This window comes from Cupriavidus metallidurans CH34 (genome assembly GCF_000196015.1).
Classification (GTDB): domain Bacteria; phylum Pseudomonadota; class Gammaproteobacteria; order Burkholderiales; family Burkholderiaceae; genus Cupriavidus; species Cupriavidus metallidurans.
Genome location: NC_007973.1, coordinates 1175697 through 1190611, shown reverse-complemented (window position 1 = coordinate 1190611; position 14915 = coordinate 1175697). Strand labels below are relative to the sequence as shown.

The 14915-nt window shown below is 61.6% G+C and carries 10 protein-coding genes and 1 tRNA gene; 3 read left to right on the top strand and 8 right to left on the bottom strand.

Going from position 1 to position 14915, the window contains the following annotated elements:
• Nucleotides 1-196: 196 nt before the first annotated feature.
• Nucleotides 197-1225 carry an alcohol dehydrogenase AdhP gene (adhP, locus tag RMET_RS05500; RefSeq protein ID WP_011515880.1) on the bottom strand — a complete coding sequence of 343 codons (1029 nt, stop codon included), beginning with the start codon at nucleotides 1223-1225 and terminating at the stop codon, nucleotides 197-199.
• A gap of 147 nt (nucleotides 1226-1372) precedes the next feature.
• Nucleotides 1373-2878 carry a DASS family sodium-coupled anion symporter gene (locus RMET_RS05495; RefSeq protein WP_011515879.1) on the bottom strand — a complete coding sequence of 502 codons (1506 nt, stop codon included), beginning with the start codon at nucleotides 2876-2878 and terminating at the stop codon, nucleotides 1373-1375.
• Nucleotides 2879-3448: 570 nt separating this feature from the next.
• Here RMET_RS05495 and RMET_RS05490 point away from each other — a divergent pair.
• On the top strand, nucleotides 3449-5251 hold the full coding sequence (locus tag RMET_RS05490) for a diguanylate cyclase (RefSeq protein WP_231138494.1): 1803 nt from the start codon (nucleotides 3449-3451) through the stop codon (nucleotides 5249-5251).
• A 235-nt stretch (nucleotides 5252-5486) separates the two neighbouring features.
• A complete protein-coding gene (locus RMET_RS05485) occupies nucleotides 5487-7079 on the top strand; it encodes an EAL domain-containing protein (protein WP_011515877.1) in 1593 nt (530 codons plus the stop codon).
• 434 nt (nucleotides 7080-7513) lie between these two features.
• Here the strand turns inward: RMET_RS05485 and RMET_RS05480 are convergent.
• From RMET_RS05480 to cysS, 6 genes are all read right to left on the bottom strand, one after another.
• Nucleotides 7514-7607 (bottom strand) — tRNA-Ser (locus RMET_RS05480).
• A 133-nt stretch (nucleotides 7608-7740) separates the two neighbouring features.
• Entirely contained in the window at nucleotides 7741-8991 is a 1251-nt protein-coding gene (locus tag RMET_RS05475; RefSeq protein WP_008644554.1) for an aspartate kinase, read from the bottom strand.
• A 178-nt stretch (nucleotides 8992-9169) separates the two neighbouring features.
• On the bottom strand, nucleotides 9170-10669 hold the full coding sequence (gene tilS / locus RMET_RS05470) for a tRNA lysidine(34) synthetase TilS (RefSeq protein ID WP_409365160.1): 1500 nt from the start codon (nucleotides 10667-10669) through the stop codon (nucleotides 9170-9172).
• Nucleotides 10635-11606, bottom strand: a complete 972-nt coding sequence (locus tag RMET_RS05465) for an acetyl-CoA carboxylase carboxyltransferase subunit alpha (RefSeq protein ID WP_008644552.1) — start codon at nucleotides 11604-11606, stop codon at nucleotides 10635-10637. The genes tilS and RMET_RS05465 overlap by 35 nt, the downstream gene beginning before the upstream one ends.
• A gap of 147 nt (nucleotides 11607-11753) precedes the next feature.
• Complete coding sequence (locus RMET_RS05460; RefSeq protein ID WP_011515874.1) at nucleotides 11754-12539, bottom strand: DNA-3-methyladenine glycosylase family protein; 786 nt, start codon at nucleotides 12537-12539, stop codon at nucleotides 11754-11756.
• The gene (cysS, locus tag RMET_RS05455) at nucleotides 12536-13924 is read right to left on the bottom strand and encodes a cysteine--tRNA ligase (RefSeq protein ID WP_024569174.1); all 1389 of its coding nucleotides are present in this window, start codon (nucleotides 13922-13924) and stop codon (nucleotides 12536-12538) included. The genes RMET_RS05460 and cysS overlap by 4 nt, the downstream gene beginning before the upstream one ends.
• A 211-nt stretch (nucleotides 13925-14135) precedes the next feature.
• On the opposite strand from cysS, the gene RMET_RS05450 reads away from it, so the two are divergent.
• Nucleotides 14136-14861: a tetratricopeptide repeat protein gene (locus tag RMET_RS05450; protein WP_049799662.1), complete on the top strand. Its 726-nt coding sequence runs from the start codon at nucleotides 14136-14138 to the stop codon at nucleotides 14859-14861.
• Nucleotides 14862-14915 lie beyond the last annotated feature (54 nt).

The following is a 14915-nucleotide window of genomic DNA, read 5'->3' as shown; positions in this document are numbered from 1 at the left end:
TTACGTCTGCGCCCCCGTGTGGGGTTCGATCGTGTAGCCCTTTGGAGCAGTCGAGCCGCTTGAGGCGGTGCTGGCGCACATCCTGGTCTGCAGATTAACGTTGCACGCAGCACAAGACGTCGGGTGAATATCGTCTGACAGAACGACAGAACGCGAAACCCGACGTCCCCGGCACCAGTAGCGCGAGTGGCTTTTGTCAGCGGCTGAAGTCCAGCACAATGCGGCCTTCGATCTGGCCGGCCTTCATGCGGTCGAAGATACTATTGATCGAGTCCAGTTTTTCCGTGGATACCGTGGCTTTCACCACACCGCTGGCGGCAAATTCGAGCGCTTCCTGCAGATCGCTACGCGTGCCGACAATGGAGCCACGGATAGTGATGGCCTTCAGCACCACGTCGAAGATCGGGGTGGGGAAGTCTCCCGGAGGCAGGCCGTTCAGCGAGATCGTGCCACCGCGTCGCACCATGCCGATAGCCTGCGAGAACGCCTGCGGCGAGACTGCGGTGACCAATACACCGTGCGCGCCGCCAATTTCCTTCTGCAAGAAAGCAGCAGGGTCGGTAGTGCGAGCATTGATTGCAACTTCGGCACCGAGCTTGCGCGCGAAAGCGAGCTTCGCGTCGTCAATGTCGACGGCGGCCACGCGCAGGCCCATTGCCCTCGCATACTGTACGGCCACGTGGCCCAGACCACCGATTCCCGAGATCACCACCCACTGCCCCGGCCGTGTGTCGGTGACCTTGAGACCCTTGTAGACCGTCACCCCAGCGCACAGGATCGGCGCGATTTCGATGAAGTCGACATTCTTCGGCAGCAGACCGACATAGTTCGGATCGGCCACCACGAACTCGCCGTAGCCACCGTTGACGGAGTAGCCGGTGTTCTGCTGCTTCTCACACAGCGTTTCCCAGCCCTGGAGGCAGTGTTCGCAGTAACCGCAGGCGCTGTAGAGCCACGGCACGCCGACGCGATCCCCTTCCTTCACGCGTTTGACATTGGCACCAACTGCCGACACGAATCCCACGCCTTCATGGCCGGGAATGAATGGCAGCGACGGCTTGACCGGCCAGTCGCCCTGCGCCGCATGCAGATCGGTGTGGCAAACGCCGGACGCTTCGATCTTGACCTGGATCTGGCCAGGGCCAGGCTGCGGCACGGGCACCTCGTCGATAGTCAGAGGTGCGCCGAACGCGCGCACGACTGCGGCTTTCATCATGGCTGGCATATGTGGCTCCTTCTACAGGTGGCGCGTCGTCAACAGCGGGAAACATGCCATAGTCACGCGGCGTCGGACGCCAGAGTCATGATATGAATCAGGATCCGGATGGTCCAGAACTGAACACGGACTGTGGATCGAGACCGTGGCCCCGGACTACCAGAACCCCAGAATCTTCCACCAGATACCTCCTACTACGGCGAAGATGACAAGTTCAAAGACACACATCACCGCGCCGACCCGCCACCATTGCCCCATCGTCACATACCCGCTGCCAAATATGATCGGCGATGTGCCGGTGGCATAGTGGGTCAGCGTCATCATGATCGCCGAGCCGGCGGTCATCATCAGCATGAAAGGTGCGATATAAGGCTGCGGAATCAACTGCGCGCCCACTGTCAGAAAGGCCAGCATCATCGCGCTGATATGGGCAGTGGTACTTGCGAAGAGGTAATGGGAAAACACGAACGCCAGCACCAATATGGCGGCAATCGAGAGCCAACCCATTCCACTGGCGGCAATGGCATCGCGCATATCGGCCGAGAACCATGCGATTACGCCAAGCTTGTTGAGCTGTTCCGCGAGCATTACCAGAGCGCCGAACCAGATCAGGGTGTCCCAGGCGCTCTTCTCCGATAACACATCGTCCCAGTCGATCGTGCCGGTAATGATCAACGCGAACAGGCCGAGAAAGGCGACCACCGTCGGGTCGAGCGTGAACGTCGGCCCCCAGATCATTGCCGGCACGTTGGCCCACAGAACCAGCATCATGGCGAAGACACCAATCATGACGCGCTCTTTGCCACCCAGGGGGCCCATGCGAGCAAGCTCACCCTTGGCGTATTCGATCGCATTGGGGGTCGCCTTCAGTTCGGGCGGACAGAGCACGCGAATAACAAGCGGCATCAGAAGCAGGCAGACGAGGCCGGGCAGCAGCATGCACAGCGCCCAGGTGGTCCAGCTCAGGTGAAGCGACTGGCCACTGGCCTTGGCCACGTAGTCGACGACCAGGGGGTTCGGCGCGGTGGCGGTCACGAACATGGCCGAAGTGATCGGGTTGGCGTGGTAGTTGACCAGTGCCAGATAGGTACCAACCTTTCCCTGCGTCCCGTTAGCCGGATCAGAATCGAAGGCGCCTGCAATCGACCGCATGATCGGGTGCACAATGCCGCCGCCGCGTGCGGTGTTGCTCGGCGTGAATGGCGCCAGTACCAGCTCGCAGATCGCCAGCCCGTAGCCAATGCCGACCGTCCGCTTGCCCAAAAGCGCGATGAACATCAGGCCGATGCGACTGCCCAACCCCGTCTTCTTCAGGCCGCGCGAAATCAGGATGGCCACAACGATCAGCCAGATCAGCGGACTATCAAAACTGCTCAGCGCATCGGCAATGGCGCCCTTGGACGAGTTCGAGGTCACTTGCGCCAGTGACACGATCACGATCGCCATCATCGCCATCACACCGATCGGCATCACCTTGAGAATGATGGCGACGATCGTGGTCAGAAAGATGGCGACCAGATCCCAAGCGTTGTCCTTCAAACCAGCCGGCGTCGGTGTGAGCAGCAGCGTGACAAGCACAACCGTGGTGATGATGGCCGGCGTCAGCCGAAAAGGCACCACGGACATGAAGTAGCGATATGTCGCGACGATCTTGGCGAACATCTCCGAACCTCCTCGAAAAGGACACGGCGAAATGAAGACAGCCAATGTCTCTGCGTCTGCCGACACGAACTTCTGACAGGAACAGCTCTACCCGGCTGTGCCGCGCACTTCCTACACTCAGAAAATCCTGATTGAAGGACTCCGCCAGCGGAAGTGAATCTTTTCGAAAATTGGATGAAAAAACTAAAAACCGGGAATCCTTCGGCCGTGATGCCGGGAAGACGGCGCCTGCCGTCAGGGATCAGGCTCGCCCGACGACAGGCGCGACGGTCCATCTTGCAGCGCTGGCTGCACACAATTTTGGAAGCGCCCCGCGTGGACATATGATTGATTGGCGCGCCGGCTGGTGAGAGTCAATATGCACGTGGGATCGGGCATCCACGCGTGCCGCAAGCAGCACCTTGCCTACATATGCTGACTTCGCGCGACAAATCGCCTTTGGCATGGGGGAAGATCCGCCACGTCCAGGTGAGTGAGCAAGTCATTTCTGACCAATCAGTAGACGTTTCATCAGCGGGAATCATGGGCCATTCACAGAGTTCAGCTACTTACTGGTCGATGGATCGGCGCATGAAGAAGTCGTGGCTTCGGCGGGCGTTACCTATTCTGGCCCTGCTGGTGGCCATAGATATCCTGGTGAATGTATGGCAGTCCTACTATGACTTTCGTGCAATCAACGCCCTGGCCGCCCGGCTACTGGATGTGCAATCTTCCCTGATGGCCGGACGTATTGCAGATCAGTTTCGCGACGTAACTGCGTTAACGAGCGGAACGGAGCGTCTGCTCGATACGGGCACACTCACGGACGCCACACTTGTCAATCTCACCGAGGCTCTGGATAACCCATTGAGACGCGCGCTAATCGGGGTGTTCGATCCGCAGGGTGAGCATCTGCTTGCCAGTTCCCGTCCAAGCTTCATGAACGAAGTGCCGCCGCTTGACCAGATTTTGGCAAGAGTGCGAGCCAATCCGTCAAACGCCGTCATACTCCCCGTCGCGTGGGGCGAGCGTGGCGCGGTCGTGGTCGCCAAAGGGCATCAGAACCGGGCGATCGACCTTGATGCGGTGGTCGTCATCATCCTGACCTACGAACGCCTTGTGCTTGACGGCGTGAACCTGGCACCCGGCACCTCCGTTCTGCTATTGGATAGCGAACACCGCCTGGTGATGCGTGATCCGGAGCATCCGACACTAGCCGTTGGACAGGTCCTGCGTGAAGATCGCGGGCGGGCCGGACCAACAACCGCAACGCAATATGCTTCCTCGCAAATCGACGGTATCGAGCGTTTGGTGTCCACACGAAGCATTGCGACACGGCTGACCCCCGACCACTGGACGGTGGCGGTCGGATATTCGGTCAGCGATTTCCGGGAGGGCTTCTGGCGGAGCACCTACATCAATGCGGCCGGCGCCGCTGTCATGCTTCTCATGTTGGTGAGTGGCATTCTGCTGATCCTCCACGAGCGTCGTCTGCAGGATCGGGTCGAGAGATTCGCGAGCATGGTGTCAACCGTCGTCAAGAACATGCCGACGCCCGTTGCCGTAGTCGACCATGACACGGAACAGATCCTCCTGACTAACGAAGCCCTACTCGCTGACTTCGGCGCTGTGGCCGGAGCGGGGCAATCATTCTCCCGGCTCTTTGCGAACGCCGCAGACTGGTCGCAGGTATGTACGACCCGTATGGATGAAGCCATTCCCATGCTCACGCGCGACGGAACGCGATACATGCTGGTGCATTGTGCTCAGCTTGAGTTTGGAGGTGAATCAGTCGCGTCAAAAGCGGTGCTTGTCACACTGGTCGACGTCAACAGCCAGCAACAGATGCTCAAGGAGTTGCGAACCCAAGCCGACCTCGATGCACTGACCGGGCTCGCCAACCGCCGCTATTTCGAAAACGCAGCCCAGAAGGCAGTCATGCACGCGCGCAAGCAAGGCAGTGCCTTGTCGATACTCGCGCTCGATCTTGATCTATTCAAGCGGGTGAATGATACCTACGGCCATGCCGCTGGCGATCGCGTTTTACAGGTGGTGGCGCGGCAATTCGAGGGCGCATTGCGCAGCACTGACCTTGGCGCGCGAATTGGCGGAGAAGAGTTCACCGCAATCCTGTTCGATACAGCGCTGGGACAGGCGCAGGTGATCGCCGAGCGCATCCGCGCTGCCATCCAGAACACGCCGATCATTCTTGAGTCCGGAGAAGCAATCACGCAGACCGTGAGTATTGGCATCGCGGCGTACCGCGAGGACGAATCCGACCTCGCGGCAGCGCAGGAACGGGCGGACGCCGCCCTCTACAGTGCCAAGGCAGCGGGGCGAAACCGCGTTCATGTGTATGTGCCCGAGACGTCTGCGCCCCAGGATGCCGGCTAGGTACGGAATATCGGTTTGACCATTGCAAACGGCCGCCTGGCCTGGGTGGCTCTGGATACGCATGGGGTGCGGACGACAAATGTAGGCAGAGAGCCTCACCCAGGCATCACATTGCAGACGAAGCGCCTGAGACTATTCTTACTCTGATCCTTCGCTTTCCTGGCACTTGAAGATGCGGCGCTCGCCCGCTTTTCAGCCGACCCTTGGCTCCCTGCCGTCCATCCTGGGGTACGAAATGATCAAGCGCATCACAGTTGTTTCGGCTTCGGTTGCCCTTGGGTGTCTCGCGACGGTCGTCCCAGTCCTCACCAGCCTCTATGTCGCGAAAAAAGACGTCGAGCGACGAGAGCGTGCCGAGATTAAGGACTTCGCCAATAAGGCGATCATGCGCGCGGAAGTTGTCACGTCCCAGGCCTTTGCCGCGCTCAATGATCTTGACCAACAGCCGGGTGCGCCTTGCTCGCCCCCCAACCTCGAACATGCGGCACGCGTGATCTACAACTACCGGTACGTCCAGGATGCCGGTGCATACGCCGATGGGCTATACCTCTGCTCGCCACTGCTCGGCGACGTGCGCGCGAAGGATCTAACGTTGCCTCCCCCGGATTATCAGAACAATGAGGGGTACTCCATGTGGTTCAGGCGGAAGAGTCCGCTTAGCAACGAGCGCAATGACCTCCAGATCGGACGCAACGGCCGTTACGTCTCCATCGATCGCGGTTCTTACGTCGACCTGATCGACCCGGCCAAGCGTCCCATCGCGGCAATCCAAATCCCCACAGGAACGCTGATCGCCGTCTCAACCGGCGCCGACCCAGGCGACATGCTCAACGCCTGGAAGCAAAGTGGCAACGTGAAGAGTGACGAATGGAATTACGCCGTAGCCCAGTCTTCAACACGACAGATCGCCGTCGTTGTGAAATCCCCGCGCAGCAGTATCGCCGGCAACTGGCCGAAGTTGCTGGCTGCCTGGCTTTCCATTGGCGTCACTGCGGGTGCATTGCTTGGATGGCTTGCGTACAAACGCATCTCCTGGCAGTTCTCATTCCCGGCAACCCTTGAATGGGCCATTTCACGGCGCAAGATCGACGTTGTCTATCAGCCGATCATCCGCATCGCCGACAACGAATGCGTAGGCGTCGAGGCGCTCACGAGGTGGACCCTTCACGGTCAATCGATCTCACCCGAGGTATTTGTGCGAGTCGCCGAGGAAAATAACCTCATCCAGTCTTTGACAGACGTCGTCCTCGAGAAGACCATCGCGCAGCTTGGCAAGATGCTCGTCGCGAATCCCACGTTCTATGTCTCGATCAATGTGAGCAGCGAGGATCTGCGCAGCGTACGCTTCCTTAACCAACTCACGTCGTCGCTCGCTGGGACGGGCATCGCCCCCCGGCAGATCCGAATCGAAGCGACGGAGCGCAGTTTCATGAATACGGAAGAGACACGAGGTGTCATTGCCGCGTTCAGGGCAGCCGGCCACCCCATCTACATTGACGACTTTGGAACAGGCTACTCGAGTCTGTCTTATCTGCAATCCTTCGAGATTGACGTTCTGAAAATCGACAAGTCGTTCGTCGACACGATCGAGCAGGACACTGCCTCAAGTGTTGTCGCTCCCCACATTATCGCGATGGCTCATGACATGGGCTTGGAAATCGTCGCTGAAGGTGTGGAGTCGGCGGTTCAGATCGCATGGCTCCTCGAAAGAGGAGTGCATTATGCGCAGGGCTGGTATTACGCCAAGGCGATGACGGCGAGCACACTCGCACCATGGCTTAGCAGAGTTCATGCGCCACGCCAGGCAGTCAGCTTGGCGACAAGCTAGAAGATCCATGCGCATCGACGCTCTTAGCATGATTCGGCAAGACGGCAAGGCGCCCAGAGAGCATTGCACTGAAAACCTGACGGGCCGAAAGAGCCTGGAGCGCAATCACTCCGATCTGGTCATCGTAGGGTGTCCGTGAGCCTTTGATCTGGACCCTTTCCTCAGCCGCGCCCCCGAAGCGCCTGGCGCCCTTCTCTCTCGCGCTCAGGATACCGCCGCAAGGGACGCGCTCAGAGATGGCGATAGAGTACGGGCCCGGTCCAATGGGCGGGCCGGGCAACGAGCGAAACGCGTGGGACTTTTGAGGGACCAGAGAGGGACGCGAGAGGGACGCAGCGAAGGACCACAACCTACGGTCGGAAAATCGCCCCCCAGAAAAAACAAAACCCCGGAAGACCGCGATCTTCCGGGGTTCGCCGCCAATACAGATGTAGTGGCGGAGACGGAGGGATTCGAACCCTCGATCCAGGTTTTGGCCCGGATGCTCCCTTAGCAGGGGAGTGCCTTCGACCTCTCGGCCACGTCTCCCAAACTTGCGTTGTGCGAGGGAGCCGCACAACGAAGCGCGTATTCTAGCGAGGGTGTCGCTACTGGTCAATGAAAATTCGATGACCCGCAGCAAAAAATGCCACGCCCTCGCCAGAACGTTTTCAGTTCCGGATCACGCCTGATCCAGTTCGAACACCTTGTGCAGCGCGCGCACGGCGAGCTCCATGTACTTCTCGTCGATCAGCACCGAGATCTTGATTTCCGACGTGGAGATCATCTGGATGTTGATGCCCTCTTCCGACAGCGTGCGGAACATCTTGCTGGCGATGCCCACGTGCGAGCGCATACCCACGCCCACCACCGAGACCTTCGACACCTTCGGATCGCCCGACACGCTCTCGGCGCCAATATGGCCCTTCACGTTGTCGTTCAGGATCGTCAGCGCACGCTGGTAGTCACCGCGCGGCACGGTGAACGTGAAGTCGGTCTTGCCGTCCACGGACTGGTTCTGGATGATCATGTCGACGTCGATGTTGGCGTCGGCGATCGGGCCCAGGATCTGGTAGGCGATGCCCGGCTTGTCCGGCACGCCAAGGACAGTGATCTTGGCTTCGTCACGGGCAAAGGCGATGCCGGAGATGACGGCTGCTTCCATTTCAGACTCTTCCTCAAAAGTAATCAGCGTGCCCGAATGCATTTCCTGTTCGAGCGGCATCAGGGGGTCGGTCAGCGACGACAGCACGCGCGTCTTCACGCGATATTTGCCGGCAAACTCCACCGAACGGATCTGCAGAACCTTCGAACCCAGGCTGGCCATTTCCAGCATTTCCTCGAAGGTGATTTGGTCCAGGCGGCGGGCGTCCTCGACCACGCGCGGATCGGTCGTGTACACGCCATCCACGTCGGTATAGATCAGGCACTCGTCGGCTTCAATCGCCGCGGCAATGGCCACGGCCGAGGTATCTGAACCGCCGCGACCCAGTGTCGTGATGTTGCCGTCGCCGTCGATGCCCTGGAAACCCGTGACCACGACCACCTTGCCGGCGTCGAGGTCACCCAGGATGCGCTCGTCATCGATCGATTCGATGCGGGCCTTGGTATAGGACGAGTCCGTCTTCACCGGCACCTGCCAGCCCGTGTAGCTGACCGCGTCGATGCCTTCGCCGTGCAGCGCGATGGCCAGCAGGGCCACGCTGGCCTGCTCGCCGGTCGACGCCAGCATATCGAGTTCACGCGGGTCCGGCTGCGCGGAGATTTCCTTGGCAAGGCCCAGCAGGCGATTGGTTTCGCCCGACATGGCCGAAGGCACCACGACAACGCGGTGACCGGCGCGGTGCCACTTGGCCACGCGCTTGGCGACATTCTTGATGCGTTCCGTGGAACCCATCGAAGTGCCGCCGTATTTGTGAACGATGAGAGCCATCTTCTTATCGACGCCAGCGATTGTGCAAAGCCAATGAAATTACACGAAGAGTGGCTGCCCGTAAAGGCCAAAGGGGGGAAATCCGGCAAAAACACCGCAGATTTTGCATCATTTTCTTGTGAAAATAATTCACAAGCCGAAATGATACTGTCCCCATTTTTCGCCGAAAACCGTGAGATTAGCCGCGCAGATCGGGCCGTGCGAGCCACTCCACGCGCCACCGCGGGGCATGTGGCGCATCGTTGGGCCAGCGACGATGCATGCCCAAACCGGCCGCCAGGACCAGCACATCGGCACTCCATAGCAGCGGCAGATGCGCTCGCCGCCATGCGGGAATATCCGCCTCCTGATAGGCCTGTTTCAGCGCTCGCGCCGGGCCACCCGGACGCAGGACGATGCGCTCGCCCCCTACCCTGCCAGCCAGCCTCAACGGCACGCGCAGCACAGACTCGGGCACACCAAAGGTGTCATCACGCTCGAAGTGCAGTTCGCCACGCCATGCCGGCACTACGATGCGCGATTCGCCGCGCCACTCGAATGCAAACGGCGCCGGCATTCCAGCGGACACGGCTGGGCAGGCCAGCAGCCGGTCACGGAAACGACGCAACACCAGGCCATCGTGCGCGATGGCCGGCTCGCCACCTTGATGCTGGATGAGTTGGGCCCGCATCGCGGCCAGGCGCGCCGTCGACGGCGACTGGGTGCCGAGATCGCGCAGCCAGTGGCGCAGCACGGCATCCGCGTGCTCGGATGGCAAGGCGCGCAGGCCCGCGAGATCAAGTTCTGAAATGGTGTCGGCATCGCGCCCGGCGCAGACCAGCGAAGCCAGCGATTGCGCGGCCAGCGCATCGAGCATGCCGGCCGCCTGTGCGAAATGCGTGGCGGCCTGGGCCACGTTCTCATAGAGGGCCGGAAACGCCTGTAATAGTGCAGGCAATTGCGCGCGCAGCGCATTGCGCGCGAAACGCGTGTCCGCGTTCGAGGGATCGTCGATCCAGCGCAACCCCTGCCACGCGCAGTAATCGTCGATCTCGGCGCGTGTCACACCGAGCCATGGCCGCACCAGTTGAATGTCGCCCCGTTCATCGAGCGGGCGTCGCGCGGGCATTCCAGCCATGCCGGCCACACCCGTTCCACGGAACAGCCGCAGCAGCACGGTTTCCACCTGATCGTCACGATGATGCGCGAACAGCAGCAGCCGTGCGCCCTGCTCGCGACACATCCTGCCCAGCGCCTCATGGCGAGCTCGCCGCGCCGCGGCCTCTATGCCCTCGCCCGTCGCCGCCTGCACCGTCACGCGCGCGCTGCTCAAGGGCACCTGCAGATCGCCGCACCGCGCGGTGCAGAATCGGTCCCAGTCATCAGCCTGCGCCTGCAGGCCATGGTGCACGTGCAGCGCCACCAGACGCGCAAGCGGCCACGTGGCGGCCAGGGCTTCCCGCGTGGCATGGAGCAGCGCCACGGAGTCACGGCCACCTGACAGCGCCACCGCGACGGTCACGGGCTGCCCGTCGGCAGCCCGTTGGCTACCAGTCTCCAACCGCCTATCGCCAGAAACAACAAAGGTCGCACTGGCCTGTAGAGCCTGTGCGACCTTGTCGGTCAGACGCGCGATCAGTTGCGTCGAATTCCCTGCGCTCACATCATTCCTGGGCGCCGGTTTCCTTGAACTTGCCATAGGCCATCAGTCGCTCGTGACGACGCGCCTGCAGTTCCTTGACGCTCATGCCCTGGAACTGGCGCAGCGATTCGGCCAGCGAGCGCTTGAGCATCGTCGCCATGCCCTTCGCATCGCGATGCGCGCCACCCAGCGGCTCGCTCACGATCTTGTCGATCAGGCCCAGCGCCTTCAGTCGATGAGCCGTCAGACCCAGTGCCTCGGCGGCTTCAGGCGCCTTCTCGGCAGTCTTCCAGAGAATCGACGCGCAGCCTTCCGGCGAAATCACTGCGTAGGTTGCGAACTGGAGCATCTGCACCACGTCGCCGACGGCGATCGCCAGCGCGCCACCCGAACCGCCCTCACCGATGATCGTCGCGATCAGAGGCACCTTCAGGCCGGCCATGACATAAAGGTTGTGGCCGATGGCCTCGGACTGGCCACGCTCTTCGGCGTCGATGCCCGGGAATGCCCCCGGCGTGTCGACGAACGTGAAGATCGGCAGGCCGAACTTGTCAGCCAGCTCCATCAGGCGCTTGGCCTTGCGGTATCCCTCGGGCTTCGACATGCCGAAGTTACGCAGCGCGCGTTCCTTCGTGTCGCGGCCCTTCTGATGACCGATCACCATGCAAGCCTGGCCGTTGAAGCGCGCCAGACCGCCCACGATCGACAGATCGTCGGCAAACGCACGGTCGCCGTGCAGTTCATGGAAGTCGGTGAAGATCTCGCGCACATAGTCCAGCGTGTACGGACGCTGCGGATGGCGCGCGATCTGCGCCACCTGCCACGGGGTCAGGTTGGCGTAGATGTCCTTGGTCAGCTGCTGGCTCTTGCCGGCCAGCCGGGAAATCTCTTCGGAAATATCGACAGCCGAGTCGTCCTGCACAAAACGCAGTTCTTCGATCTTTGCCTCGAGCTCGGCAATCGGCTGCTCGAAATCCAGGAAGGTGGTTTTCATAAAAACGCGGACCTGTCTGTGAAGGGGCGCATTCTACCGGAAAAAATACCGTTTCCGACCGCCCAGGAAGTTGATTTTTGCGCACAAATCGCAGAAATTAACGCCGTTTTTGCTCCAAATTTACCCTACCGCACTCCTGCCGCATTCCTAATACGTCACTGGCAGGGGGTCCAGACTGCGCCACATGTACCACGTCGCCACCGTTCGCCACGGCTCCCAGTTGGCGGCCACCTCGCGTGCCTCACTACGTGTCACCGGTTCTCCGCTGAAGTAGTTGGTGGAGATCGCGTTGATCAGCCCGACATCGTCGAGCGGCAGCACGTTGGGTCGCATCAGATTGAACATCAGGAACATCTCCGCCGTCCAGCGTCCGATGCCGCGGATCTGGGTCAACTCGGCGATCACTGCCTCGTCGTCCATCGCCACCCATTCCTTGACGTGCACGCGCCCCGCCTTGAAGTGGTCGGCCAGATCAATGATGTACTCCGCCTTGCGCTTCGACAACCCGCAACCAGCCAACTCCTCGGACCCGGATTTCAGGAACTGCGCCGGCGTCAGGCGCGGGCACCTGGCGGCGAGCCGTTCCCAGACCGATTGCGCGGCCTTCACCGATATCTGCTGGCCGACGATCGAGCGCGCCAGTGTGACGAACGGATCGCCACGCGACACCAGATGCGCCGGACCATAGGTAGGAATCATCTTGCGCAGGATGCGGTCGCGCTTCATCAGGTCAGCACACGCCTCGTCCCAATAAGCGGGCCGCACCGCGTCGACGACGGTTTCGACCGGCAGGGGTACCGCATCCACCTCGGGCAGGTCCGATTTGCGGGGCTTGCCGCCGGCCTTTGGCGCGACCTTGGCGGCAGCCTTCCCCGCCACCGGCTTCGGCTGGGCAGGTGCAACCGCCTTCGGCTTGCGCGCGGCAGCGTTCAAGCACGCCTCCACTCGGTGGCACCACCTGGCTTGTCTTCCAGCACCACGCCGGCTTCGAGCAATTCGGCGCGAATGCGGTCGGCCTCGGCGAAATTGCGCGCGGCCTTGGCCGCACGGCGGGCCGCGATCTGCGCTTCGATCTGCTCGCCGCTCAGGCTGCCGGCGACATGACCACCTTGCAGGAACGTGTGCGGATCGCGCTCAAGCAGACCCAGCGTGCCGCCGAGCGCCTTGAGTTGATGCGCCGCGGCCACGGAACCGGTGCGATTGACCTCGCTGGCCAGGTCGAACAGCACCGACATGGCGATTGGCGTGTTGAAGTCGTCGTTCATCGCTTCGGCAAAGCGCTTCGCGTGAGACTCTTCCCAATCCACCGCGCAACCGCCGGGCTGCGTTTCCTTGAGCGCTGTATACAGGCGCGTCAGTGCGTGGCGTGCGTCATCAAGGTGGGCATCGCTATAGTTCAGCGGGCTCCGATAGTGCGCGCGCAGGATGAAGAAGCGCACCACTTCGGCGTCGTACTCCTTCAGCACGTCGCGGATCGTGAAGAAGTTGCCGAGCGATTTCGACATCTTCTCGTCATTCACACGCACGAAACCGTTGTGCATCCACATATTGACGAACGGCCTGCCGGAAGCCCCTTCCGATTGCGCGATCTCGTTCTCGTGGTGCGGGAACTGCAGGTCCGCGCCGCCGCCGTGAATATCGAAATGCTCACCGAGCAGCGTGCAGCTCATGGCCGAGCATTCGATATGCCAGCCCGGACGGCCGCTGCCCCACTTCGAGTCCCACTTGCTTTCGGGCGGCTCGGTTGCCTTGGCCGACTTCCACAGTACGAAGTCGAGCGGATCCTGCTTGGCATCGTTGGCATTGACGCGCTCGCCGGCGCGCAGATCTTCCAGCGACTTGCCCGACAGCTTGCCGTAGCCCGGGAACTTGCGCACCGAGTAGTTCACGTCGCCGTCCGTCGCCTGGTAGGCCAGGCCCTTGGCTTCGAGTTTCTCGATGATATTGAGCATCTGCGGCACGTATTCGGTCGCGCGCGGCTCATAGTCGGGACGGATCACGCCCAGCGCCGTGGCATCCTCGTGCATGTACTGGATGAAACGCGTGGTGAGCTGACCGATCGTCTCGCCGTTCTCCGCGGCGCGACGAATGATCTTGTCATCGATATCAGTGATGTTCTGGACGTACGTCACGTCGTACCCGGCGGCGCGCAGCCAGCGGTGCACCATATCGAACACCACCATCACCCGCGCATGGCCAACGTGACAGTAGTCGTACACGGTCATGCCGCACACATACATGCGGACCTTGCCGGGTTCGATGGGCACGAATGGCTGCTTTTCACGCGCGAGCGTGTTGTAGATGTTCAATTGCTGCATGAAGCGGATGTGAGTGGATACGGCGTCGATGACATCGAGCGAGACTGCCGCGCGCTGACAAGCATGTCGATGGCGCGCGAGCCCCATATCTTACCGGAAGCCATCAACGGCGGCCGGACGCGCTGCCGACAATGTCACGCGAACTTGCGACCTGTGCTCCACGCCCCGCCGCTTTGTTAGAATGCCGCGGAGTATAACGGACCGCCCTTACATGAGCCTGCCTCTGCCCATCCCGACCATTGTTTCGTCCCGCCGTGGCGGCCCCCTTTCCGCGCTGGCGAGCGCGCTGGCGATGGCCGCCGCGCTGAGCGCAGCGCCAGCGTTCGCGCAGAACGGGCCGCTTTCGCTGACGCCGCCACCGGCCGCGCCGACCGGACCGCAATCGGCGGACCCCGGCATGAAGCCCGCGCAGAAGGCGGCCAACGAGAAGCGCTATGACGACGCCATCGCCGGATTCGACCGCGTGCTGGCCGACAACCCGCGCAATGCGCAGGCTCGATTCCAGCGCGCATGGGCAATGGCCAAGGCCGGCCGCGAGGACGATGCGATCAAGGCCTTTGCCGAGATGGCGCAAGATTTCCCCGAACTGCCAGAGCCGCACAATAACCTGGCGCTGCTGTACGCAAAACGCGGCGACCTGAAGCGCGCGGAGGCCGAACTGCTGCTGGCCATCGAGGCCCGGCCCGACTACGCGCTCTCCTATAGCAACCTGGGCGACGTCTATCGGGCCCTGGCAGTCCAGGCCTATGGCGACGCAACGCGCCGCAACCCCGGCGACAAGCGCGCCGCCGCGAGCCTACGCGAACTGCAGCCAGCCGCCGCATCCGCGCCATCCGCCATGCCCGCCCCGGCATCGGGCGCCGCGGCGGTCAAGGGCAAGGCAAAGGCGGCCACGTCGCCGGTTACCCCGCCCGCCAGCACGCCCGACGCACGCTGAACTCGCACAGTATTCAACGCCTTATCCGGCGACGTCCAAGTGACGTTGCCGACT